We start from the raw sequence: 23459 nt of genomic DNA on the forward strand, positions 1-23459 counted from the left end.
GGGCCCGCCGTGCCCTACTCCGGGAGGGGCCGGGGCGGGCGCGGGCCGACGTAGTGCCCGCTGGGGCGCATGCGCAGCGGGCGCTCGCCGTACTCCTCCAGGGCGTGCGCGATCCAGCCCGCGGTCCGCGCGACGGCGAAGATCGTCTCGGCGGCCGAGGCCGGCATGCCGCAGGACACGGTGAACACCGCGAGGGCCAGGTCGACGTTGGCGTGCAGCGGGGTGTGCCGGGCGGTGGTGGCGACGATGTCCCGGGCCGCGAGCAGCGCGGACTCCGCGCGCGGGATGCGCTCCAGCAGCTCGAACAGCACCCGCGCGCGGGGGTCCTCGCCGGTGTACAGCCGGTGGCCGAGACCGGGGACGCGGCGGCCCGCGCGCAGCTCTTCGGCGATCACCGGGACCGCCGTGCCCTGGTCGAGCACCTCCAGGAGCATCCGGTGCGCCAGGCCGCCGGCCGCGCCGTGCAGCGGGCCCTCCAGCACGCCGAGCCCGGCCGAGACCGCCGCGTACGCGTGCGCCCGGGCCGAGGCGGCGACCCGGACCGCGAGCGTGGACGCGGCCAGGTCGTGGTCGGCCAGCAGGGCCAGCGCCGTGTCCAGGACGCGCAGGGAGGCATCGTCGGCCGGGTGGCCGGTCAGCCGGCCCCACAGGCGGTGGGCCAGCGGACCGTCGTCCTTGTGGTCGTACCGGACCCGCGGCAGCGCGGCGACGAGGGTGGGGATGAGGGTGCGCGCCGTGTGCAGCACGGCCTCCTCGGACAGGTCGAAGCGCAGCGGGTCCTCGGCGGCCGCGGCGATCGCGGCCACCCGCAGCCGGTCGACGGCGGAGGCGTGCTCGGACAGCGCGTCCACCGCGCGGCGGGCGACCGCGACGGTGGCCTCGGGCGCGGTGAACGTCGCCCCCGGCGCGGGCCGGCCGGTCCACAGCCACTCCGCGACCTCCTCGTAGGGGTGGCGGGCGGCCAGCTCTACCGCGTCGACGCCGCGGTAGTAGTACCGGTCCTGCTCGATCAGCGTGAGGCGGGTGCGGACGGACAGTTCACCGCCGGTTGCCGGACTTCCGGCGGCCTCCCGGCGGTTGCGGCGGGCGAGCGCCTCGACCTCCCCGGCCTCGAAGGTGCTGACCCGGCCGCCGGGCTCGCGTCTGCTGCTGAGCAGGCCGCGGCTCACATACGCGTAGACCGTCTCGGGCTTCACGCCGAGCAGTTCGGCGGTCTCCTTGGTGGTCAGCCGGCGCCCGGGACGGTGGGGAGCGGTGTCGTGATCGCGCATGGGGGTCACCGTAGCCGCCTCTGCACATGTTGATTCGCGTATTGATGCACGCAACATTGACCGTACCTTGATCCCTTATTGATCCTCGGATCAAGTCCGGGTACGCGCGGGCGACGAAGCAGGTTCGGGGGCGCTCGCCCACGGAGCCGGTCCCGGGGCGCTCGTATCCTGGACCCTCCGTCCCTGCCCGTCCGCGCACCGGGCACGAGCCGGTGCGCGCTGGTACGTCTGAGAGGTCGCCCGTTGGGGAACAGCTTGGCAAGCGGCGGCAGCCCGCAGCAGATCCCGGTCGTCGTACTCGCCGGTTTCCTGGGCTCCGGGAAGACCACGCTCCTCAACCATCTGCTGCACCGCAGCGGAGGCAGCCGCATCGGGGCCATCGTCAACGACTTCGGCGCCATAGAGATCGACGCCATGGCCGTCGCCGGCGCCCTCGGCGACTCGACCGTCTCACTCGGCAACGGCTGCCTGTGCTGTGCCGTGGACGCCAGCGAACTCGATCTGTACCTGGACCGGCTCGCCGCGCCCGCCGCCGGCATCGATGTGATCGTCATCGAGGCCAGCGGACTGGCCGAACCACGCGAACTCGTGCGCATGGTCCTCGCCAGCGAGCACCCGGGCATCGTCTACGGCGGTCTCGTCGAGGTGGTCGACGCCGCCGAGTTCGACGACACCCGCGCGAAGCACCCCGAGATCGACCGGCACCTCGCCCTCGCGGACCTGGTCGTCGTCAACAAGCTCGACCGCGCCGGCGACGCGGACCGGATCCTGGGGCTCGTCCGCTCGCTCACCGACCGCGCGGCCGTCGTCCCCGCCACCTACGGCCGGATCGACCCCGAGTTCCTCTTCGACTGCCGGCCCACCGAGGAGCGCGTCGGCCAGCTGTCCTTCGACGACCTGCACGACCACGACGACCCGGACCACGCCGGGCACCTGCACACCGGCTACGACAGCCTGTCCTTCACCTCCGCCGCCCCCCTGGAACCCCGGCGGCTCATGCGGTTCCTGGACAGCAGGCCCGAGGGGCTGTACCGGATCAAGGGCTACGTCGACTTCGGGCCGTACGACACGGTCAACCGCTACGCCGTGCACGCCGTCGGCCGGTTCCTGCGCTTCTACCCGGAACCCTGGGCGCCCGGCGACGAACGCCTCACCCAGCTCGTGCTGATCGGCTCCGGCATCGACGCGGACGCGCTCCGCAAGGAACTGGAGGCGTGCGGGAACGACGCCCCGCACGCCGACGAGCACGGCATGTGGGGCGTCCTGCGCTACGTACAGGGACCGGACGAGGCGGACGCCGACGTGGAGGAACCGCCCGCCTAGACCCCCGGGCGAACCCCCGGGCGAGCCCCAGGGGCCCGCCCGGAACCCGGTTACAGCACCGGCCCCGCCACCACCGCCACCGTCTTCGGCAGCGACGTGCCCGAGCCGTCCCGGCGCGGGTCCGGCTCCGGCAGCTCCGCCGGGGTGCCGTTCTTCTGCGCCGCGAGCGCCGGCGCCGGGCCCGCCCAGGCCAGCGACAGGCAGTCCTCGCCCTTCAGGAACCGCTGGCAGCGTACCCCGCCGGTGGCCCGGCCCTTGCGCGGGTACTGGTCGAACGGGGTCAGCTTGGCCGTCGTCTGCACCGAGTCGTCCAGCGTGCCGCGCGAGCCCGCCACCGTGAACACCACCGCGTCGGCGGCCGGGTCGACCGCCGTGAAGGAGATCACCTTCGCGCCCTCGGCGAGCTTGATGCCCGTCATGCCGCCCGCCGGACGGCCCTGCGGGCGGACGATGGAGGCCTGGAAGCGCAGCAGTTGCGCGTCGTCCGTGATGAACACCAGGTCCTCCTCGCCGGTGCGCAGCTCCACCGCGCCGACGATCCGGTCCCCCTCCTTGAGCGTGATGACCTCCAACTCGTCCTTGTTGGACGGATAGTCGGGCACCACCCGCTTGACGACACCCTGCTCGGTGCCGAGCGCCAGACCCGGCGACGACTCGTCCAGCGTGGTCAGGCAGACCACCGTCTCGTCGTCCTCCAGGGAGACGAACTCCGCCAGCGGGGCCCCGCCCGAGAGGTTCGGCGCGGCCGTCGGCTCGGGCAGCTGCGGCAGGTCGACCACGTTGATCCGCAGCAGCCGGCCCGCCGAGGTCACCGCGCCGATCACCCCGCGCGCGGTCGTCCGCACGGCCGAGACGATCACGTCGTGCTTCACCCGCTTGCCGCCCGCCGCCCGCGGAAGCGGCGCGTCGGTCGCCGTACGGGCCAGCAGCCCGGTCGAGGACAGCAGCACCCGGCACGGGTCGTCGGCCACCTGGAGCGGCACGGCGACCGGCGTGGCGGCGGACTCCAGCAGGACCGTGCGCCGGTCGGTGCCGAACTTCTTCGCCACGGCGGCCAGTTCGGCCGAGACCAGCTTGCGCAGCTCCGCGTCCGACTCCAGGATCCGGGTCAGCTCCTCGATCTCCGCGGTGAGCTTGTCCTTCTCCGCCTCCAGCTCGATCCGGTCGTACCGGGTGAGCCGGCGCAGCGGCGTGTCGAGGATGTACTGCGTCTGCACCTCGCTCAGCGAGAAGCGCTCGATCAGGCGCTCCTTGGCCTGCGCCGAGTTGTCGCTGGACCGGATGATCCGGATGACCTCGTCGATGTCGACCAGCGCGGTCAGCAGGCCCTCGACCAGGTGCAGCCGGTCGCGCTTCTTGCCGCGGCGGAACTCGCTGCGCCGCCGGACCACGTCGAAGCGGTGGTCCAGGTAGACCTCCAGCAGCTCCTTGAGACCGAGGGTGAGCGGCTGGCCGTCGACCAGGGCGACGTTGTTGATGCCGAAGGACTCCTCCATCGGGGTCAGCTTGTACAGCTGCTCCAGGATCGCCTCCGGCACGAAGCCGTTCTTGATCTCGATGACCAAGCGCAGGCCGTGCTCGCGGTCGGTGAGGTCCTTGACGTCGGCGATGCCCTGGACCTTCTTCGCGTTGACCAGGTCCTTGATCTTCGCGATGACCTTCTCGGGGCCGACCGTGAACGGCAGTTCCGTGACCACCAGGCCCTTGCGGCGGGCGGTGACGTTCTCGATGGAGACCGTCGCGCGGATCTTGAAGGTGCCGCGGCCGGTCGCGTACGCGTCCCGGATGCCGTCCAGGCCGACGATCCGGCCGCCGGTGGGCAGGTCGGGGCCCGGGACGTGCTTCATCAGCGCGTCCAGGTCGGCGTTCGGGTGCCGGATCAGATGGCGGGCTGCGGCGATCACCTCGCGCAGGTTGTGCGGCGGCATGTTCGTCGCCATGCCGACCGCGATGCCCGAGGCGCCGTTGACCAGCAGGTTCGGGAAGGCGGCGGGCAGGGCCACCGGCTCCTGCTCCTGGCCGTCGTAGTTCGGCGCGAAGTCGACCGTGTCCTCGTCGATCGACTCGGTCATCAGGCCCGTCGCCTCGGCCATCCGGCACTCGGTGTACCGCATGGCGGCCGGCGGGTCGTCGTTGCCCAGCGAACCGAAGTTTCCATGGCCGTCGACGAGCGGCACGCGCATGGAGAAGGGCTGCGCCATGCGCACCAGCGCGTCGTAGATCGACGCGTCGCCGTGCGGGTGCAGCTTGCCCATGACCTCGCCGACGACCCGCGCGCACTTCACATAGCCGCGTTCGGGGCGCAGGCCCATCTCGTTCATCTGGTAGACGATCCGGCGGTGCACCGGTTTCAGGCCGTCACGGGCGTCCGGCAGGGCGCGCGAGTAGATGACCGAGTACGCGTACTCGAGGTAGGAGCCACGCATCTCGTCCACGACGTCGATGTCGAGGATCCTCTCCTCGAACGAATCGTCGGGCGGCGGGGTCTTCGTGCTGCGGCGGGCCATCGCTGCCTGGCTCCTTCTGATCTGGTCGCTCGCCTACGGGGCGCTTGGTGCTGAAGCGTTTGACGGATCTGACGCCGACCATTGTGGACCGAGGCACTGACAACCCGTGCACGGCCCGGTCCGGGCGGCCCGGCCCGGCACCGGGGAGCGGGGGCGCCCCAGCGCCGGGCAACCGTCCGGGGAGGGGTCCGACGCAGCGTACGCGATCCGCTGTCGGCGTACGTCCGCGGGAACTTCGCGAAGGCCCCGCACGCTTTGCATACAGTGGCAGGAACGGCAGCACAACCGCGGTTTCCATCAACCGCCTCCGCTCGCGAAGGGACGTACATGCCCATGGGTCACACGACCACAGCCGAGGCAGGCTCCGGGGGCCTGGCAGCGACCGAGCACCGCCTGGCCAACGGTCTGCGCGTGGTGCTCTCCGAGGACCACCTGACCCCGGTGGCGGCGGTCTGCCTCTGGTACGACGTCGGCTCCCGCCACGAAGTCAAGGGGCGTACCGGCCTCGCCCACCTCTTCGAGCACCTGATGTTCCAGGGCTCCGCACAGGTCAAGGGCAACGGCCACTTCGAACTGGTGCAGGGCGCGGGAGGCTCGCTGAACGGCACCACGAGCTTCGAGCGCACCAACTACTTCGAGACCATGCCCGCCCACCAGCTGGAGCTGGCCCTGTGGCTGGAGGCCGACCGCATGGGCTCGCTGCTGGCCGCCCTGGACGAGGAGTCCATGGAGAACCAGCGGGACGTCGTCAAGAACGAGCGCCGCCAGCGGTACGACAACGTGCCCTACGGCACCGCCTTCGAGAAGCTGACCGCCCTCTCCTACCCGGAGGGCCACCCGTACCACCACACGCCGATCGGTTCCATGGCGGACCTGGACGCGGCCACGCTGGAGGACGCCCGCCAGTTCTTCCGCACCTACTACGCGCCGAACAACGCGGTGCTCTCCGTGGTCGGCGACATCGACCCCGAGCAGACCCTCGCCTGGATCGAGAAGTACTTCGGCTCCATCCCGTCCCACGACGGCAAGCCCGCGCCCCGCGACGGCTCCCTGCCGGACGTCATCGGCGAGCAGAAGCGCGAGGTCGTCGTGGAGGAGGTCCCGGCGCGCGCCCTGATGGCCGCCTACCGGCTCCCGCACGACGGCACGCGCGCGTGCGACGCGGCCGACCTCGCGCTGACCGTCCTCGGCGGCGGCGAGTCCTCCCGCCTGTACAACCGCCTGGTGCGCCGCGACCGTACGGCCGTCGCCGCCGGCTTCGGCCTGCTGCGCCTGGCCGGCGCGCCCTCCATGGGCTGGCTGGACGTGAAGACCTCCGGTGACGTCGAGGTGCCGGTGATCGAGACCGCCATCGACGAGGAGCTGGCCCGGTTCGCGGAGGAGGGGCCCACCCCCGAGGAGATGGAGCGCGCCCAGGCCCAGCTGGAGCGCGAGTGGCTGGACCGGCTCGGCACGGTCGCCGGCCGCGCCGACGAACTGTGCCGGTACGCCGTCCTGTTCGGCGACCCGCAGCTCGCCCTGACCGCCGTCCAGCGCGTCCTGGAGGTGACCCCGGAGGAGGTCCGGGAGGTCGCGGCGGCCCGTCTGCGGCCCGACAACCGCGCGGTCCTGGTCTACGAACCGAAGTCCCCGGAGGCCGCCCCCGACGCCGACGTCCCGGAGGACCCCGAGCAGGAAGCGACCGTGGAGGCGGGCCGCGACGAGACCGAGAACGAGGAGACGGCCAAGTGACCGAGCTCGCCACCATGGAGTTCCACCCCCAGCCGCAGCCCGGTGAGGCCAAGCCCTGGGCGTTCCCGGCCCCCGAGCGCACCGCGCTCGACAACGGCCTGACCGTGCTGCGCTGCCACCGCCCCGGCCAGCAGGTCGTCGCCGTCGAGGTGCTGCTGGACGCGCCGCTGGACGCCGAGCCGGCCGGCCTGGACGGCGTCGCCACCATCATGGCGCGTGCCTTCTCCGAGGGCACCGACCGGCACTCCGCCGAGGAGTTCGCCGCCGAGCTGGAGCGCGCGGGCGCCACCCTGGACGCGCACGCCGACCACCCCGGCGTCCGGCTCAGCCTGGAGGTCCCGGCCTCCCGCCTGGCCAAGGGCCTCGGCCTGCTCGCCGACGCGCTCCGCGCGCCCGCCTTCGCCCCGAGCGAGGTCGAGCGGCTCGTCCGCAACCGCCTGGACGAGATCCCGCACGAGCTGGCCAACCCCTCCCGCCGGGCCGCCAAGGAGCTCTCCAAGGAGCTGTTCCCGGCGGCCTCGCGCATGTCCCGGCCGCGCCAGGGCACCGAGGAGACCGTCGAGAAGATCGACGCGGCGGCCGTACGTGCCTTCTACGACCGCCATGTACGGCCCGCCACGGCCACCCTGGTCGTCGTCGGCGACCTGACCGGCACCGACCTGGACGCGCTGCTCGGCGACACCCTGGGCGCCTGGACCGGCACCCCGGGCGAGCCGCGGCCGGTGCCGCCGGTGACCGCCGACGACACCGGGCGCGTGGTGATCGTGGACCGGCCCGGCGCCGTCCAGACGCAGCTGCTCATCGGCCGGGTCGGCCCCGACCGGCACGACCGCGTGTGGCCCGCCCAGGTGCTCGGCACCTACTGCCTCGGCGGCACCCTCACCTCCCGCCTGGACCGCGTCCTGCGCGAGGAGAAGGGCTACACCTACGGCGTGCGCTCCTTCGGGCAGGTCCTCAGGTCCGCGCCGGACGGCACGGGCGCGGCGATGCTCGCCATCAGCGGCTCCGTGGACACGCCGAACACCGGCCCGGCGCTGGACGACCTGTGGAAGGTGCTGCGCACCGTCGCGGCGGAGGGCCTGACCGACGCCGAGCGGGACGTCGCCGTGCAGAACCTCGTCGGTGTGGCGCCGCTGAAGTACGAGACCGCGGCGGCCGTCGCGAGCACCCTGGCCGACCAGGTCGAGCAGCACCTGCCCGACGACTTCCAGGCGACGCTGTACCGGCAGCTGGCCGCCACGGGCACCGTGGAGGCCACCGCGGCCGTCGTGAACGCCTTCCCGGTGGACCGCCTGGTGACCGTCCTCGTCGGCGACGCCTCCCAGATCAAGGCGCCGGTCGAGGCGCTCGGCATCGGTGAGGTGACCGTGGTGCCGGCCGAGTAGCGGCCCGGCACGTCCGACGCACGCGCGCGTGGCCCGGCGCATCCGGCACGCGCGCGTGGGGCCCTGACGGCTTACGGGCCGTCAGGGCCCCACGCTGTTCCACTCGGTCCCTCAGATGCCCGTTTTGGGGCGGAGGTTGCCTGTCTGACCTGTGGGATGCGCTACAAAACACCGGATCCGTTTGAGGATCGAAAGCGGGCCGCCGTAGCGTCATCCGGGTTGTTCGTCAGGCAGTGCGCCGCACCCGCGGCACCGGACAGCCATCGCCGAGTCCCCGTACGGCGCGAGCCAGGGGAGCCGGGGACCCACCGTCCCTGGGGTGAATCGGGCGCCCGCGCGCGAGCGAGGGGGTCCGTAGGAGACCTTCCTGCTCCGAACCCGTCAGCTAACCCGGTAGGCGAGAGGGAAGGAAAGGACCAGCCACTTCATGGCGTTCATGTGCGCCACCGGGAAGCACCGCAAGCCCGGCCGGGTCAAGCGCACCACCGCTCAGGCGGCCGGCGTCGCGGCCCTGACCACCACCGGTGTCATCGGCACCCTCGCCGCCTCCCCGGCGCTCGCCGCCGACAACCCCGTGGACCAGACCGGCCTCACGCCGGTCCTCGCCGCCACCGAGGACGTCGCCGAGCAGATCGACGCGCAGGCCACCGCCCAGCAGCAGGCCGCCGACCGCAAGGCGGCCGAGGAGGCCGCGGCGAAGGCCGCCGCCGAGCGGGCCGAGGAGGAGCGGGTCCGCGCCGCGCGCGAGGCCGAGCGCCGCCGGCTGAACACCTTCGTCGCCCCCATCGCGCACTCCTACGTCTCCACCGCCTACCAGGCCTCCAGCTCGCTGTGGTCCTCCGGCTCGCACACCGGCATCGACTTCCACGCGGCCAGCGGCACCACGGTGCACTCGGTGGGCGCCGGCACGGTCGTCGCCACCGGCTGGGGCGGCGCCTACGGCAACCAGGTGGTGATCCGGATGGCCGACGGCATGTACACGCAGTACGGGCACCTGTCGTCCATCGGCGTCACGGTGGGCCAGCAGGTCGAGCCGGGCCAGCAGATCGGTCTGTCCGGCGCCACGGGCAACGTCACCGGCCCGCACCTCCACTTCGAGGCGCGCACGACGCCCGACTACGGCTCGGACATCGACCCCGTCGCCTACCTCCGCGGGCACGGCGTGCACATCTGACGCCCCGCGCGTTTCCGGCGGCCCCGGCTCACCGAGCCGGGGCTTTCGCCGTTTTTCACGCCGTCCGCCGGACTCGTTGTCCAAAAAATATCCATGGATTACCGCCCGCCGTCGGAAATTCCGGCCCGCTGGAATAGAGTCACGGGATACGCGTCCATCGTCGGCGTTTCACGGGGATTAAGGCGGAGGTCGGTCATGCGTATTCCGGCGCACTCGGTGTGCACCGCTGTCCGGGACGACATCGTCGCGGGTGTCTACGAGCGCGGCAGCCGGCTCACCGAGGAAGTCCTGGCCCGCCGCTACGGCGTCTCGCGCGTCCCCGTCCGTGAGGCGCTGCGCACGCTGGAGGCCGAGGGGTTCGTGGTGACGCGCCGGCACGCGGGCGCGTGCGTGGCCGAGCCGACCGAGCAGGAGGCCGCCGACGTGCTGGAGATGCGGACGCTGCTGGAGCCGCTGGGCGCCGCGCGGGCCGCCCAGCGGCGCACGGAGGCCCATCTGAAGGTGCTGCGCGGCCTGGTCCGGCTGGGCCAGGAGCGGGCCAGGAAGGGCAACAGCGAGGATCTGCGCTCGCTCGGCGGCTGGTTCCACGAGACGCTCGCCCAGGCCTGCGGCAGCCCGTCGCTGACCTCGATGCTGACCCAGCTGCGGCACAAGATCGCCTGGATGTACGCGGTGGAGCCCCCGGTGAGCCCGGTGGAGTCCTGGGCGGAGCACGGCGCGATCGTGGACGCGGTGGCGCGCGGGGACGGTGAACGCGCGCGGGCGCTGACGGCCCTGCACGCCGAGCGCGCGGCGGACGCGCACCGGCTGCGCTTTTCCGTCGCCGGGGAGCGTGTGAGGACTTCGCAACATGCCGTAAACATGTCGGGCCTGCGGCATTAACACGGGCACCGTATACAAAGAAGGGTTATTCGGTGGCGGTGTTTTCCGCTGCCCTTTTCGCGGGCTGCCCTTTTCGCGGTGCCGGAAATTCACGGTCGCGGGGGCCCGGATGGGCGAGGTCGGCAGGACGGTCCGCGAGAATTTCGGCCGGCCGGAAAGCCGTAGGCGCCCCGGTCCGAGTGGCGGTGAGAACGCGGAAGCCGCGCCGCCCGGTGCGGACGGCGCGGCTTCCCGGTCGTGCTCAGACGGTCTCGGGCAGCTCCTCCAGGCCCTCGGAGACCAGCTTGGCCAGACGGTCCAGGGCGGCTTCGGCGCCCTCGGCGTCGGAGGCGAGGACGATCTCCTCGCCACCCTGGGCGCCCAGACCCAGGACGGCCAGCATGGAGGCCGCGTTGACGGGGTTGCCCCCGGCCTTGGCGATCGTCACCGGGACGCCTGTGGCCGTGGCGGCTCGGACGAAGAGAGAAGCGGGGCGGGCGTGGAGGCCCTCGGCCCAGCCGACGTTGACGCGGCGCTCAGCCATGTGTTGCTGCCCTTCAGTACTCAGGGTTGTCTAGACCAGTTTCCCATACCGTGAAGCGTGCCCGGAGCGGGCCCGAAGGACCGCTCCGGCGCGACCCCGGACCGCGGCCTCGGTCCGGCGTCGCCCCCATAGACTGCCTCGCGCCGTTGTCGTACGCGACCCTTACGCTGGGGCCCATGCACACCTCGGCGGACCGGCAGGACCGGCACCACTATCCCGCCCACTGGGAGGCGGACGTGGTGCTGCGCGACGGCGGTACCGCGCGCATCAGGCCCATCACCGTCGATGACGCCGACCGCCTGGTCAGTTTCTACGAGCAGGTCTCGGACGAGTCGAAGTACTACCGCTTCTTCGCGCCGTACCCGCGCCTGTCCGCCAAGGACGTCCACCGCTTCACGCACCACGACTTCGTGGACCGGGTGGGACTCGCGGCCACCATCGGCGGCGAGTTCATCGCCACCGTACGCTACGACCGCATCGGCACCGACGGCCTGCCCGCCTCCGCGCCCGCCGACGAGGCCGAGGTCGCCTTCCTGGTCCAGGACGCCCACCAGGGCCGCGGGGTCGCCTCCGCCCTCCTGGAGCACATCGCGGCCGTCGCGCGCGAGCGCGGCATCCGCCGCTTCGCCGCCGAGGTGCTCCCCGCCAACACCAAGATGATCAAGGTGTTCACGGACGCCGGCTACACCCAGAAGCGCAGCTTCGAGGACGGCGTCGTACGCCTGGAGCTGGACCTCGAACCCACCGACCGGTCCATGGCCGTGCAGCACGCCCGGGAACAGCGCGCCGAGGCCCGCTCGGTACGGCGGCTCCTCGCGCCCGGCTCGGTCGCGGTCGTCGGCGTCGGACGCGCCCCCGGCGGGGTGGGCCGCAGCATCCTCGGCAACATCCGCGAGGCCGGCTACGCGGGCCCGCTGCACGCCGTGAACAGGGCCTTCCCCGAGGATCTCAAGGAGATCGACGGGGTGCCCGCGTACCGCTCGGTGCGCGACATCGACGGGCACGTGGACCTGGCCGTCGTCGCCGTACCGGCCGAGCACGTGCCCGCCGTGGTCGCCGAGTGCGGCGAGCACGGCGTCCAGGGGCTGGTCGTCCTGTCCGCCGGGTACGCCGAGAGCGGGCCCGAGGGGCGCGAACGGCAGCGCGCGCTCGTCCGAGCCGCCCGCGCCCACGGCATGCGGCTCATCGGCCCCAACGCCTTCGGGATCATCAACACCGCCGAAGACGTCCGGCTGAACGCCTCGCTCGCCCCCGAGCCGCCCCGCCCCGGCCGCATCGGGCTCTTCGCCCAGTCCGGCGCCATCGGCATCGCCCTGCTGTCCCGGCTGCACCGGCGCGGGGGAGGGGTGACCGGCGTCACGGGCGTCTCCACGTTCGTGTCCGCCGGCAACCGCGCCGACGTCTCCGGCAACGACGTCCTGCAGTACTGGTACGACGACCCGGACACCGACGTCGTCCTCATGTACCTGGAGTCCATCGGCAACCCCCGCAAGTTCACCCGGCTCGCCCGGCGGACCGCCGCGGCCAAGCCGCTGGTCGTCGTGCAGGGCACCGGCACCGCCCCGCAGGGGCACGCGGTACGCGCCACCCGGCTGCCGTACGCGACGGTGTCCGCGCTGCTGCGGCAGGCCGGGGTGATCCGGGTCGACACCATCACCGAGCTGGTGGACGCGGGGCTGCTGCTCGCCCGCCAGCCGCTGCCCGCGGGACCGCGCGTGGCCATCCTCGGCAACTCCGAGTCGCTCGGCGTGCTGACGTACGACCGGTGTGTGGCGGAGGGGCTGCGGCCGGCCCGGCCGGTGGACCTGACCACCGGGGCGACGGCGGCGGACTTCCACCGGGCGCTGGCCGGCGCACTGGCCGACGACACGAACGACGCCGTCGTCGTCACGGCGATCCCCGCGATCGGGGAAGGGTCGCCGGGGGACGCCGAACTGGCGGAGGCACTGCGGTCGGCCGCGGCGGCGGTGCCGGGCAAGCCGGTGCTGGTGGTCCATGTCGAGCTGGGCGGGCTGGCGCAGGCACTCTCGGCCGCGACGAGCACGGCGCCGGGGGCCGCCGACAAGACGCCCGGTGTGGGGACCGGCGCCCCTCCGGCCCGCCGCGCGGACCACGTGCCGGGTGCGCGAGCGGAACGGCCGTGGGGCGAGACGGCGGCACCGCCGTTCGCTCCTGCCGCCGAAACCCCCGCACCCCTTGCATCCCCCGCGCACCAGCCACCACAGGACGGCCCCCGTCTCATTCCCGCCTACCCCGCGGCCGAACGCGCGGTGCGGGCGCTCGCCGAAGCCGTGAGGTACGCGCGGTGGCGGCGGGAGGCGGCCGACCCGGGGAAGGTGCCGGAGTTCGACGACATCGACGAGAAGGGGGCCGCCCGGCTGATCGGCGAGCTGCTCGCCCGGGGCGAAGGGCTCACGATCTCCGCCGAGCAGACCTGCGAGCTGCTCGGCCGGTACGGCATCCCCGTGCGCCGTGCCCTGCCCGCGCCCGGCCCGGGCGCCGCCCTGGACGCCGCCCGCGAGCTCGGCTACCCGGTGGCCCTCAAGGCGACCGCCCCGCACCTCAGGCACCGCGCCGACCTGGGCGGGGTTCGGCTGGACCTCGCGGACGAGGAACAACTGCTGCGGGCGTACGCCGAGCTGACCGAGCTGTTCGGGCCGGCGCAGGAGCTGCGGCCGGTGGTGCAGGCGATGGCGCCCCGGGGCGTGGACACCGTCGTCCGCGCGGTGATCGACCCGGCGGCCGGGGCCGTGCTGTCCTTCGGCCTGGCCGGTGCCGCCTCCCAGCTGCTCGGGGACATGGCCCACCGGCTCATCCCCGTCACGGACCGGGAGGCGACCTCGCTGGTGCGCTCCATCCGCACCGCACCGCTGCTGTTCGGCTGGCGCGGCTCCACCCCCGTGGACACCCCCGCCCTGGAGGAGCTGCTGCTGCGGGTGTCCCGGCTGGTCGACGACCACCCGGAGGTGGTCGCGGTCACCCTGGAGCCGGTCGTCGTCGCCCCGCACGGCGTGAGCGTCCTCGGCGCCACGGTACGGCTCGCGCCCCCGCCCGCCCGTGACGACCTCGGCCCGCGCACGATGCCGGCCTACTGAGCGGCCCCACCGCCGTCCGGAACCCTCCGGCCACACCCGCCCCCGGTCCGTCCGACTGGCCCGGAGTGCCCCTGCCCACGGATTAGGATGGACGCCATGGCCAAGACCAGTACGACGACCCAGGGGCTGCGCGCGGCGATCGAGCGCAGCGGCTACTACCCGGCCCTCGTGGCCGAGGCGGTGGAGGCCGCTGTGGGCGGCGAGCCCGTCCGGTCGTACCTGGTCCACCAGGAGACGACGTTCGACCAGAACGAGGTCCGCCGGCACGTCACCGTGCTGGTCCTCACCGGCAACCGCTTCATCGTCAGCCACACCGACGAGCAGGCCGCCGACAGCACCTCCCCGACGCCGTACGCCACCACCTCCACCGAGTCCGTGAAGCTCGACCGGATCTCGTCGGTCGTGGTCAGCCGGGTGGTCGCCAACCCCGAGCAGTACACGCCGGGCACGCTGCCCCGCGAGGTGGTGCTGACCATCGGCTGGGGCGCGGTCAACCGCATCGACCTGGAGCCCGCCGCCTGCGGCGACCCCAATTGCGACGCCGACCACGGCTACACGGGCAGTTCCACGGCGGACGACCTCAGCCTGCGCGTCAGCGAGGCCGGGGACGGCCCGGAGACGGTGCGCCAGGCGCTCGCCTTCGCGCAGGCCATCTCGGAGGCGACCGCGGACCTCACGCGCTGATGTCCCAGCTCTCCGCCTGGGACCACCCGGAGCCCCTCGCCCTGGACACCGCGCCGCTGCCCGAGTACGGCAGCGGCTCCCTCGCCGACCTGCTGCCCACCCTGGCCGCCGGCCTCGGCGTCCCCGGCCCGACCGCCACGATCGGCGAACTGACCCCCGCCGACCGGGTCTGCGTCTTCCTGGTCGACGGCCTGGGCTGGGAGCAGCTCGCCGCCCACCCGGACGAGGCCCCCTTCCTGACCTCGCTGCTCGGCAGTTCCCGCGGCGGCACCGGCCGCCCGCTCACCGCCGGCTACCCGGCGACCACCGCGACCTCCCTCGCCTCCGTCGGCACCGGCCTGCCGCCCGGCGCCCACGGTCTGCCCGGATACGCCGTGCGCAACCCGGCCACCGGCGAGCTGATGAACCAGCTCCGCTGGCAGCCGTACACCGAACCGGGCGCCTGGCAGCCGTACCCCACCGTCTTCCAGCTGGCCCACCAGGCCGGGGTGCACACCGCCCAGGTGACCTCGCCCGCCTTCGAGCACACTCCGCTCACCAAGGTCGCGCTCAGCGGCGGCACCTTCCACGGGCGGCTCACCGGCGAGGAGCGCATGGATCTCGCGGCCGAGCAACTGGCCGCCGGCGACCGCTCGCTGGTGTACACGTACTACGCCGAACTGGACGGCTCCGGGCACCGCTACGGCATCGCCTCCGACACCTGGCGCGGCCAGCTGATGTACGTCGACCGGCTCGCCCAGCGGCTGGCCGAGCAGCTGCCCCCGCGCAGCGCCCTGTACGTCACCGCCGACCACGGCATGGTCGACGTGCCGTTCGACGAGCGGCACCGCATCGACTTCGACGAGGACTGGGAGCTGCGGGCCGGTGTCGCGCTGCTGGGCGGCGAGGGCCGGGCCCGGCACGTGTACGCGGTGCCGGGCGCCGAGAACGACGTGCTGGCCGTGTGGCGCGAGGTGCTCGGCGAGCAGTTCTGGGTGGCCTCGCGGGACGAGGCGATCGAGGCCGGCTGGTTCGGGCGGCCCGGCGAGTGCGACGAGCGCGTGTACCCCCGGATCGGGGACGTGATCGCCGCCGCGCACGACGACGTGCTGATCATCGCCTCCGAGCGGGAGCCCAAGGAGTCGGCGCTGGTCGGCAACCACGGCTCGATGACCCCGGCGGAACAGCTCGTCCCGCTGCTCGAAGTACGTTCCTGACCTGACCTGACCTGACCTGACCTTCCGCCCTCCCTTTTCACCGATTTCGCCGAAAGGTGCTCAACCCCTCATGCCCGAGCTGGTGTTCTTCTCCGGAACGATGGACTGCGGGAAGTCGACGCTGGCTCTGCAGATCGAGCACAACCGTTCCGCGCGCGGCCTGGCGGGCGTGATCTTCACCCGGAACGACCGCGCGGGCGAGGGCAAGCTGTCCTCCCGGCTGGGCCTGGTCACCGAGGCGGTGGAGGTCGAGGACGGCAAGGACCTGTACGCGTACCTCGTGGACCACCTCTCCCAGGGCGGCCGGGCCGACTATGTGATCGCCGACGAGGCGCAGTTCCTGGCGCCCGAGCAGATCGACCAGCTCGCGCGCGTGGTGGACGATCTCGGCCTGGACGTCTTCGCCTTCGGCATCACCACCGACTTCCGCTCCAAGCTGTTCCCCGGCTCGCAGCGGCTGGTGGAGCTGGCCGACCGGATCGAGGTGCTCCAGGTGGAGGCGCTGTGCTGGTGCGGCGCCCGGGCCACGCACAACGCCCGCACGATAGACGGCGAGATGGTGGTCGAGGGTGCCCAGGTGGTCGTCGGCGACGTCAACCAGTCCGCGGGCGAGGTCGGCTACGAGGTGCTGTGCCGCCGGCACCACCGGCGCCGGATGACCGCCGCGACGGCCCGCGCGGCGGCCCTGTCCCCGGACGTACTGCCCGTCTCGCCCTCCTGAGGCTCGGCCCGGCCCCTGGATCACCGGCCCTCCTGAGGGCTCAGCGCGGCCCCTGGATCACCGAGAACTCGGCGCCCTCCGGGTCCGCCACCGTCGCCACCCGCCCGTGCGGCCCGTCGTACGCCGGTGCGAGGACCCGGCCGCCCAGTTCCGCCACCCGGCGCAGCGTCGCGTCGAGGTCGGCGACCTCGAAGTACGTCCGCCAGTGCGGCCCCCGGTCCGGGGGCAGGCCGTGGCCCACGCCGTGCAGCCCGGCCACCGGACGGCCGTCCAGACGCAGGGTCAGACAGTCGTCACCGGCGGAGACCACCGGCTCCTCCTCGTACGGAAAAACGCTTTTGTAGAACTTCGTGACGCTTTCCGTCTCGAAGGTGAGCAGTTCGTTCCACACGGGGGTGCCCGGCACGCCGGTCAGGGCCGTCCCGGGATGCGCGACGCCCTCCCAGATCCCGAACACCGCCCCGGAGGGATCGGCGGCGATCGCCATCCGCCCGGCCTCGGCGGCGTCCAGCGGGCCGACGGCCACCGTGCCGCCGCACAGCCGTACCGTGTCGGCGGTCCGGTCCGCGTCGTCCGAGGCGAGGTACGGGGTCCAGGCGACCGGCAGCCGGCGGTCCGTCGGCAGCCGGCCCACGCCCGCCACCTCCCGTCCGTCGAGCAGCGCCCGCACATACGGGCCGAGCTGCTGCGGGCCGGGCCGGAACTCCCAGCCGAACAGCTCGCCGTAGAACTCCTCGGTGGCATCCAGCCCGTGCACCATCAGGCTCACCCAGCAGGGTGTGCCGGGCAGGCGCCGCGCGTGCGGACCGGCCGGCTCCCGTGCCTCGGTCATCGATCACTCTCTCCCCGGCCCCTCGCGGTGGCCGTGTCGCTTCCGCTCCCCGGAAGGGTGTCCGCGCCGTCGGCGCGCACGCCCGTGCCGGTCCCCGCATCCTCCGGGTGCCGCGGGGCCGTACCGCGCCGCTCGCCGTACCTACGAGAGGATGCCCGATCCGCCGTCTTTCGCCCCATCTTGGCGATGGCCGACGGTGTCCGTCAGTGGTACACCATGTGCTCGATCCCGTACGGACCGTGATCGAGCCTGTCCGGCCGAGCAGAGTAGCCGGACCTGGACGTCGCGGCCACCCCTGGCGTATGGATGGACCCCATGACAGCCATCATCACCGCATCCGAACTCCTGCCCGCGCTCACCGGCGGCAATCCGCCCGTCCTGCTGGACGTGCGCTGGCAGCTGAGTCTGGCCAAGGCGGCCGGCGCGCCCGCCTTCGACGGCCGGGCCGAGTACGCGGCCGGACACATCCCGGGCGCGGTCTTCGTCGACCTGGACCGGGAGCTGGCCGGGGCGCCGGGCGCGGCGGGCCGGCATCCACTGCCCGACCTCGCGGAGTTCGGTGCCGCGATGCGCCGCGCGGGCGTGTCGGCCGGCCGGCCGGTCGTCGTGTACGACGGCGGGCAGGGCTGGGCGGCGGCGCGCGCGTGGTGGTTGCTGCGCTGGACGGGTCACCCGGACGTGCGGGTCCTCGACGGCGGGTTGCCGTCCTGGCGGGGTGAGCTGTCCACCGAGGTGCCGGTCCCGGCCGAGGGCGACTTCACTCCGGCGCCGGCGGCCGGGGGGCTGCTGGACGCGGACGGGGCCGCCGAGCTGGCCCGCACGGGTGTGCTGCTGGACGCCCGCGCGGGGGAGCGGTACCGCGGTGAGGTGGAGCCGGTCGACCGGGTCGGCGGGCACATCCCGGGCGCGGTGTCGGCGCCGACGACGGAGAACGTGGGCCCCGACGGCCGTTTCCTGCCCGCGGCGGAGCTGAGGGACCGCTTCAAGGCCCTGGGGGTGTCCGGGGACACCGAGGTGGGCGTGTACTGCGGTTCGGGCGTCTCCGGCGCCCACGAGGTGCTCGCGCTGGCGGTGGCGGGCATTCCGGCGGCCCTGTACGTCGGCTCCTGGTCGGAGTGGTCCTCGGACCCGTCGCGTCCGGTGGCGGTGGGGGCGGACCCGCGGTAGCGCCACGACCGGGAACCGGCGAACGAAAAAGAGGGGCACGCACGCGTGCCCCTCTTTTTTCGACTGCCGTCGGCTGCCTACTCCTGCTTCTTGCGGCGGGTGCCGAACACGATCTCGTCCCAGCTCGGCACGGCGGCGCGGCGGCCGGGGCGGACGCCGTCGGCCTCGGCCTGGCGGTCGGTCGCGCCGACGAGCCGGTCACGGTGGCTGCCGACGGAGCGCGGCATGAGGACGTCCGCGTAGGCGGAGCCGGCCGAGGCGGCGGGCGCCGGCGGCTCCTCGGCGTCGGGCTCGTCGCCGGGCTCCTCCGCGGAGTCCGGCGAGCGCTCCGGGACGACCAGGTCGCCCCGGAAGCTCGGCACGGCCTCCAGCAGGCTGGTCAGCGAGTCGCGCTCGCCCGTGCTCTCCTCGGCCGGCTCCGGCGGTTGCGCGGACAGGCCGGGCCGCTCCCGGTCCACCCGTTCGAGCGCACGGTCCATCGAGCGTTCGCGGGGCAGCCGGGCGATCCGGGGGACGAACGGGAAGCTCGGCTCGGGCGCGGCCAGGTCGTCGGACTCGCCGATCAGCGAGCGCGCCTCGTCGTCCACGGCCTGGACCAGCCGCCGGGGCGGGTCGTACGTCCAGCTCGCCGAGTGCGGTTCGCCCGCGACCCGGTAGACGAGGAGCACCTCCCAGGTGCCGTCGTCGCGGCGCCAGGAGTCCCACTGCACGGTGTCCTTGTCGGCGCCGCGCAGCAGCAGCCGTTCCTGCACGGCCTCGCCGAGCAGCGGGCCGGAGTTCTCGCCGGGGCGGCGGACCGGGGTCTTGCGGGCGCGCTCGGCCATGAAGGCGCGCTCGGCCAGCACGGGCCCCTCGAAGCGCCGGACCCGGTCGACGGGGATGCCGGCGAGCTGTGCGACCTCTTCCGCGGTGGCCCCGGCTCGTATCCGGGCCTGGATGTCCCGCGGGCGCAGATGGCTCTCGACCTCGATCTCGATCTGGCCGAGACGCGGCCGGTCGCCGCGCACGGCGGCGCGCAGCCGTTCGTCGATCGGAAGTGTGTACTCCGTGGAGTCGGCAGCCTTCAGCACCAGCCGTGTGCCGTCATTCGAGACGGCCACGACACGCAGTTCGGGCATGGGGACCTCCCGGGTGGTGCCTGCCGACGTCACGTGCGTCGCTGCTTCCGCTAGTCGAGTGTGGCCTGCCCGGGTGCAGCCTGCCACAACCTTGCCGAGTTGCCCGGCGTGTCGGGCGCGGGCCCGGGACCGCCGTTATGGCACGGTTACCTGTTCGCCACGCTAAGTGACCAACTCCGTCACCCTGTGCAACTAGTCCCCTCCCGGTGATCCAGCGGGGCCGCGGACCTCCTGGTGGGAGACCGGACCCAGGGCTCGCAACAGTACTCCATTTGGGCCACGTGCGTGGATTGGCGCGCTGGCCAACTTCTCGCAAGGGGTACGACTTGGCCGTTCGCAACCGGTTTTGTCGATCATGACGTGGTGAACTTCACGCAATCGCCAGAAACGGAACTAATGGTTTCGTCCATACGTCCCCTTCTCGTGCAGTCGGTCGGCCAATGTCGATCAAGTACGGGAAAGGCAGGCAAGTTCCGGGTATGCGTGAGACACCCGATACGGGGCGCAAGCGGATCGATCTGAACGTCCCTCAGGTGGCGGGCGGCGCCCTGGCGGCGGTCGTGGCGGCGAAACTGGCTTCGTATTTCGGGGTGTACGGCACGATCCTCGGCGCCGGTGTGGTCAGCGTCCTCGCCACCTGTGGTGGAACGGTCTTCCAGCACTTCTTCAAGCGGACCGGGGAGCAGCTGAGGGAGAAGGCGGTGGTGGCGGCCCGGCCCCGGGAGCGGACGGTGCCGGCCCCGGGGGAGTTCACCGAGGGCACCGTCTACCGCGCGCGGGTGAAGAGCTGGCGCCGTCCGCTGGTCGCCGCCGCCCTGGTCTTCGGCGTCACGATGGCCGGTATCACGGCCTACGAACTGATCTCCGGCAACAGCTTCAGCGGCGGCAAGGGCACGACCGTGAGCGACGCCGTCACCGGCCGGAACTCCTCCGGCACCCGCTCCGACCACACGCCGGCCCCGTCGGACACGCCGTCCCCGCGGCACACCCCGGCGGGCGGCGGGGACACGTCCCACAGCACGTCCCCGACGCCCGGCGGCTCTCCGAGCGGCGAGCCGGGCGACGGGTCCGGCGGGACCCCGAGCGGCACCCCGGCCACCCCGTCGGCCCCCGCCACCCCGAGCCCCACACCCAGCGCGCCGGGTGCGTCCGCCACGGCGCCTACGCCCCCAGGACCCTCCGCAGATAGTCGTTCTGGAACAGCCGGTCCGGATCGAGACGGTCCCGCAACGCCGTGAACTCGCCGAAACGCGGATATACCCGGGAGAAGTACTCGGCGTCCCGGGTGTGCACCTTGCCCCAGTGCGGCCGCCCCTCGTGCGCGGTGAAGATGCGCTCGGCGGCCGTGAAGTACGCCTGGTACGGCGTGCCCCGGAACATGTGCACGGCGATGTAGGCGCTGTCCCGGCCGGAGGCGGTGGACAGGGTGATGTCGTCGGCCGGGGCGGTGCGCACCTCCACCGGGAAGCTGATCCGCAGCCCCGAGCGGTCGACCATGGCCCGCAGCTCGCGCAGGGTCTCCACCACGGCGGCGCGCGGGACGGCGTACTCCATCTCCACGAACCGCACCCGGCGGGGCGAGGTGAAGACCTTGTAGGGGATGTCGGTGTACGTCCGCGCGGACAGGGCCCTGCTGGAGATCCGGGCGATGGCCGGGACGGCGGCCGGCGCGGCCCGGCCGGCCCACTGGGCCACCTGGAACACCCCGTTGGACAGGAACTCGTCCTCGAACCAGGCGGCCGCCTGTCCCACCGGCCGCCGGGGACCCGCGCTGCGGTTGTTGCGCTTGGTGGTGGTGTTCCCGGTGTGCGGGAACCAGTAGAACTCGAAGTGCTCGTTCTCCGCCCACAGTTGGTCGAACTCCGACAGGACCCGCTCCAGCGGCATCGGTTCCTCGCGCGCGGTGAGCAGGAAGAGGGGCTCGACGGCGAACGTGATGGCGGTGACGACGCCCAGGGCGCCGAGGCCGATCCGGGCGGCGGCGAAGACCTCGGGGTTCTCCCGCTCGGAGCAGGTGAGCACGGATCCGTCGGCCGTGACGAGTTCCAGCCCCTTGATCTGGGCGGCGATGGAGCCGGAGGTGCGGCCCGTGCCGTGGGTGCCGGTGCTGGTGGCCCCGGAGACGGTCTGCTCCATGATGTCGCCCATATTGGTGAGCGACAGACCCTCGCGCGCGAGGGCGGCATTGAGTCTCTTGAGCGGGGTGCCCGCCTCCACCGTGACCGTCATGGCGTGCCGGTCGATGGTGCGTATGCCCGTCAACAGTTGAGGGCGGATCAGGACACCGTCGGTGGCGGCGATCGAGGTGAAGGAGTGCCCGGTGCCGACCGCCTTCACCTTCAGGCCGTCCTCCCGGGCCCGGCGCACCGCCGCGGCCAGCTCCTCCACCGAGGCCGGTGCGACCTGCCTGGCGGGCCGCGCGGTGACGTTGCCGCCCCAGTTACGCCAGGTTCCGTACGTCCCGCTCGCTGTGCTGCTCAACGGTGCCTCCCCGCCCCGCCGCCGGCCTGCGCAGCCGGCGGTACCCGAGGAAACCGACCACGACCGCGACGGCCCCGGACACGGCCGGAACCCCGTACCCGGCCCGCGCCCCGGCCGCGTCGATCGCCCAGCCGGCCGCGGACGAGCCGAGCGCGACACCGACCGCCAGGCCGGTGCTCACCCAGGTCATGCCCTCGGTGAGCCGCGCGCGAGGTACGTGCTCCTCGATGAGGGACATCGTCGTGATCATCGTCGGCGCGATGGACAGCCCCGCAACGAACAGCGCCACGGCCAGAAGCGGCAGGTTTCCGACCAGTAGGAGGGGGATCATACTCACGGCCATCGCCGCCACGCCCAGCAGCCAGCGGCGTTCCGGCGCCCCGCCGAAGCGCAGCAGCCCGAAGACCACGGCGGCCACGCAGGAACCGGCCGCGTACAGCGCGAGGACGAGGCTCGCGGCGCCCTTGTGGCCGCGCTCGTCTGCGAAGGCGACGGTGACCACGTCCACCGCGCCGAAGATCGATCCGGTCGCGACGAAGGTGGCCACCAGCACCCGCAGCCCCGCCGAGCGCAGGGCGCTGCCGCCGCCCTGCCGCTCGTCCGGGTGCGGCACCGGTTCGGTGGCCCGCTGCGCGGTCAGCCAGAAGACGCCGGCCGCGAGGAAACAGGCGGCCAGCAGCGGGCCCGCCTCCGGGAACCAGGCCGTGGACAGGCCGATGGAGACGATCGGCCCGAAGATGAAGCAGACCTCGTCCACCACCGACTCGAACGAGTACGCGGTGTGGAGCTGGGGCGTGCCCCGGTACAGCGCGGCCCAGCGGGCCCGGACCATCGCGCCCAGGCTCGGCACCGAGCCGGTCCCGGCGGCGCAGACGAACAGCACCCAGTCCGGCCACCGGAACCGGACGGCCAGCAGCAGCCCGGCCGCCGCGGTCAGGGCCACCAGGGTCGCCGGGCGCAGCACGCGGCGCTGTCCGTGGCGGTCCACCAGCCGGGAGACGCGCGGGCCGATGGCGGCGGCGGACAGCGCGAGGGTGGCCGACAGGGCGCCCGCGAGGCCGTACCGGCCGGTGACCTGGGAGACCATCGTGACCACGCCGACGCCCATCATCGACAGCGGCATCCGGCCGAGGAATCCGGCGGCGGAGAAGGCCTTGCTGCCGGGTGCGGCGAACAAGGCTCTGTAGGGGCTGGGCACGGGGTCTCCGGAAGCGGCTCGGTAAGGCACGAATAGAGCCGGTACAGCTTACAAGTAAGGGCACCCTAAGTGAACCCGTGCCGACGGTCCGGAATGCGCCAATATGAGCCGCGCGAACAAAGGGCCGGTAGGCGTTCGGGCAAAAGGCCGGTAGCCGTGCGGGCAAAAGGT

At 73.1% G+C, this 23459-nt stretch carries 18 protein-coding genes and 1 riboswitch; of the genes, 11 read left to right on the plus strand and 7 right to left on the minus strand.

The genetic code is table 11. The features are described 5' to 3' along the window. Positions 1 to 14 precede the first annotated feature (14 nt). Positions 15 to 1271 carry a citrate synthase gene (locus HB370_RS29460; protein ID WP_030785353.1) on the minus strand — a complete coding sequence of 419 codons (1257 nt, stop codon included), beginning with the start codon at positions 1269 to 1271 and terminating at the stop codon, positions 15 to 17. A gap of 255 nt (positions 1272 to 1526) precedes the next feature. On the opposite strand from HB370_RS29460, the gene HB370_RS29465 reads away from it, so the two are divergent. Then, entirely contained in the window at positions 1527 to 2594 is a 1068-nt protein-coding gene (locus HB370_RS29465) for a GTP-binding protein (protein WP_244405671.1), read from the plus strand. A gap of 50 nt (positions 2595 to 2644) precedes the next feature. Here HB370_RS29465 and HB370_RS29470 read toward each other — a convergent pair whose 3' ends face one another. Next, complete coding sequence (locus tag HB370_RS29470) at positions 2645 to 5101, minus strand: DNA topoisomerase IV subunit A (RefSeq protein ID WP_030785345.1); 2457 nt, start codon at positions 5099 to 5101, stop codon at positions 2645 to 2647. 327 nt (positions 5102 to 5428) lie between these two features. On the opposite strand from HB370_RS29470, the gene HB370_RS29475 reads away from it, so the two are divergent. From HB370_RS29475 to HB370_RS29490, 4 genes are all read left to right on the plus strand, one after another. Then, positions 5429 to 6832, plus strand: a complete 1404-nt coding sequence (locus HB370_RS29475; protein ID WP_037702059.1) for a pitrilysin family protein — start codon at positions 5429 to 5431, stop codon at positions 6830 to 6832. Then, entirely contained in the window at positions 6829 to 8217 is a 1389-nt protein-coding gene (locus HB370_RS29480; protein WP_030785340.1) for a pitrilysin family protein, read from the plus strand. Before HB370_RS29475 ends, HB370_RS29480 begins: the two co-directional genes overlap by 4 nt. A gap of 254 nt (positions 8218 to 8471) precedes the next feature. Beyond that, a riboswitch (cyclic di-AMP (ydaO/yuaA leader) is annotated at positions 8472 to 8632 on the plus strand. A gap of 12 nt (positions 8633 to 8644) precedes the next feature. Continuing rightward, a complete protein-coding gene (locus HB370_RS29485; protein ID WP_030785338.1) occupies positions 8645 to 9391 on the plus strand; it encodes a M23 family metallopeptidase in 747 nt (248 codons plus the stop codon). A gap of 195 nt (positions 9392 to 9586) precedes the next feature. Continuing rightward, on the plus strand, positions 9587 to 10273 hold the full coding sequence (locus tag HB370_RS29490; protein WP_030785336.1) for a GntR family transcriptional regulator: 687 nt from the start codon (positions 9587 to 9589) through the stop codon (positions 10271 to 10273). Positions 10274 to 10514: 241 nt separating this feature from the next. On the opposite strand, the gene HB370_RS29495 is transcribed toward HB370_RS29490, so the two are convergent. Continuing rightward, positions 10515 to 10796: an HPr family phosphocarrier protein gene (locus HB370_RS29495; RefSeq protein WP_030785334.1), complete on the minus strand. Its 282-nt coding sequence runs from the start codon at positions 10794 to 10796 to the stop codon at positions 10515 to 10517. Between the two features lie 176 nt (positions 10797 to 10972). Here HB370_RS29495 and HB370_RS29505 point away from each other — a divergent pair, with 176 nt between their 5' ends. The 4 genes from HB370_RS29505 (at position 10973) to HB370_RS29520 (ending at position 16492) form a co-directional block, all read left to right on the plus strand. Continuing rightward, on the plus strand, positions 10973 to 13891 hold the full coding sequence (locus HB370_RS29505; RefSeq protein ID WP_030785332.1) for a GNAT family N-acetyltransferase: 2919 nt from the start codon (positions 10973 to 10975) through the stop codon (positions 13889 to 13891). Between the two features lie 96 nt (positions 13892 to 13987). Next, on the plus strand, positions 13988 to 14575 hold the full coding sequence (locus HB370_RS29510) for a DUF5998 family protein (protein ID WP_223283776.1): 588 nt from the start codon (positions 13988 to 13990) through the stop codon (positions 14573 to 14575). Next, positions 14575 to 15771, plus strand: coding sequence for a nucleotide pyrophosphatase/phosphodiesterase family protein (locus HB370_RS29515; protein WP_030785326.1), 1197 nt, complete (start codon positions 14575 to 14577; stop codon positions 15769 to 15771). The genes HB370_RS29510 and HB370_RS29515 overlap by 1 nt, the downstream gene beginning before the upstream one ends. Before the next feature lie 70 nt (positions 15772 to 15841). Further along, positions 15842 to 16492 carry a thymidine kinase gene (locus HB370_RS29520; protein WP_030785323.1) on the plus strand — a complete coding sequence of 217 codons (651 nt, stop codon included), beginning with the start codon at positions 15842 to 15844 and terminating at the stop codon, positions 16490 to 16492. Between the two features lie 40 nt (positions 16493 to 16532). On the opposite strand, the gene HB370_RS29525 is transcribed toward HB370_RS29520, so the two are convergent. Beyond that, on the minus strand, positions 16533 to 17324 hold the full coding sequence (locus HB370_RS29525; RefSeq protein WP_030785320.1) for a VOC family protein: 792 nt from the start codon (positions 17322 to 17324) through the stop codon (positions 16533 to 16535). A gap of 315 nt (positions 17325 to 17639) precedes the next feature. Between HB370_RS29525 and HB370_RS29530 the strand changes: the two genes are divergently transcribed. Further along, positions 17640 to 18491: a sulfurtransferase gene (locus tag HB370_RS29530; RefSeq protein ID WP_030785317.1), complete on the plus strand. Its 852-nt coding sequence runs from the start codon at positions 17640 to 17642 to the stop codon at positions 18489 to 18491. 77 nt (positions 18492 to 18568) lie between these two features. Here the strand turns inward: HB370_RS29530 and sepH are convergent, their stop codons facing one another. After that, positions 18569 to 19609, minus strand: coding sequence for a septation protein SepH (sepH, locus tag HB370_RS29535; RefSeq protein ID WP_030785314.1), 1041 nt, complete (start codon positions 19607 to 19609; stop codon positions 18569 to 18571). A 479-nt stretch (positions 19610 to 20088) separates the two neighbouring features. Here sepH and HB370_RS29540 point away from each other — a divergent pair, with 479 nt between their 5' ends. Beyond that, the gene (locus HB370_RS29540) at positions 20089 to 20847 is read left to right on the plus strand and encodes a hypothetical protein (protein WP_078637577.1); all 759 of its coding nucleotides are present in this window, start codon (positions 20089 to 20091) and stop codon (positions 20845 to 20847) included. Here the strand turns inward: HB370_RS29540 and HB370_RS29545 are convergent. Together HB370_RS29545 and HB370_RS29550 are read right to left on the minus strand one after the other, a co-directional pair. Then, positions 20771 to 22090, minus strand: coding sequence for a D-arabinono-1,4-lactone oxidase (locus HB370_RS29545; protein WP_030785308.1), 1320 nt, complete (start codon positions 22088 to 22090; stop codon positions 20771 to 20773). The two genes, HB370_RS29540 and HB370_RS29545, sit on opposite strands and share 77 nt — an antisense overlap. Continuing rightward, positions 22050 to 23288, minus strand: coding sequence for an MFS transporter (locus tag HB370_RS29550; RefSeq protein WP_030785305.1), 1239 nt, complete (start codon positions 23286 to 23288; stop codon positions 22050 to 22052). Before HB370_RS29550 ends, HB370_RS29545 begins: the two co-directional genes overlap by 41 nt. Between the last annotated feature and the right edge of the window lie 171 nt (positions 23289 to 23459).

The sequence above is a fragment of the Streptomyces sp. DSM 40868 genome, assembly GCF_011820545.1.
In the GTDB taxonomy this organism is placed as follows: Bacteria; Actinomycetota; Actinomycetes; order Streptomycetales; family Streptomycetaceae; genus Streptomyces; species Streptomyces eurythermus.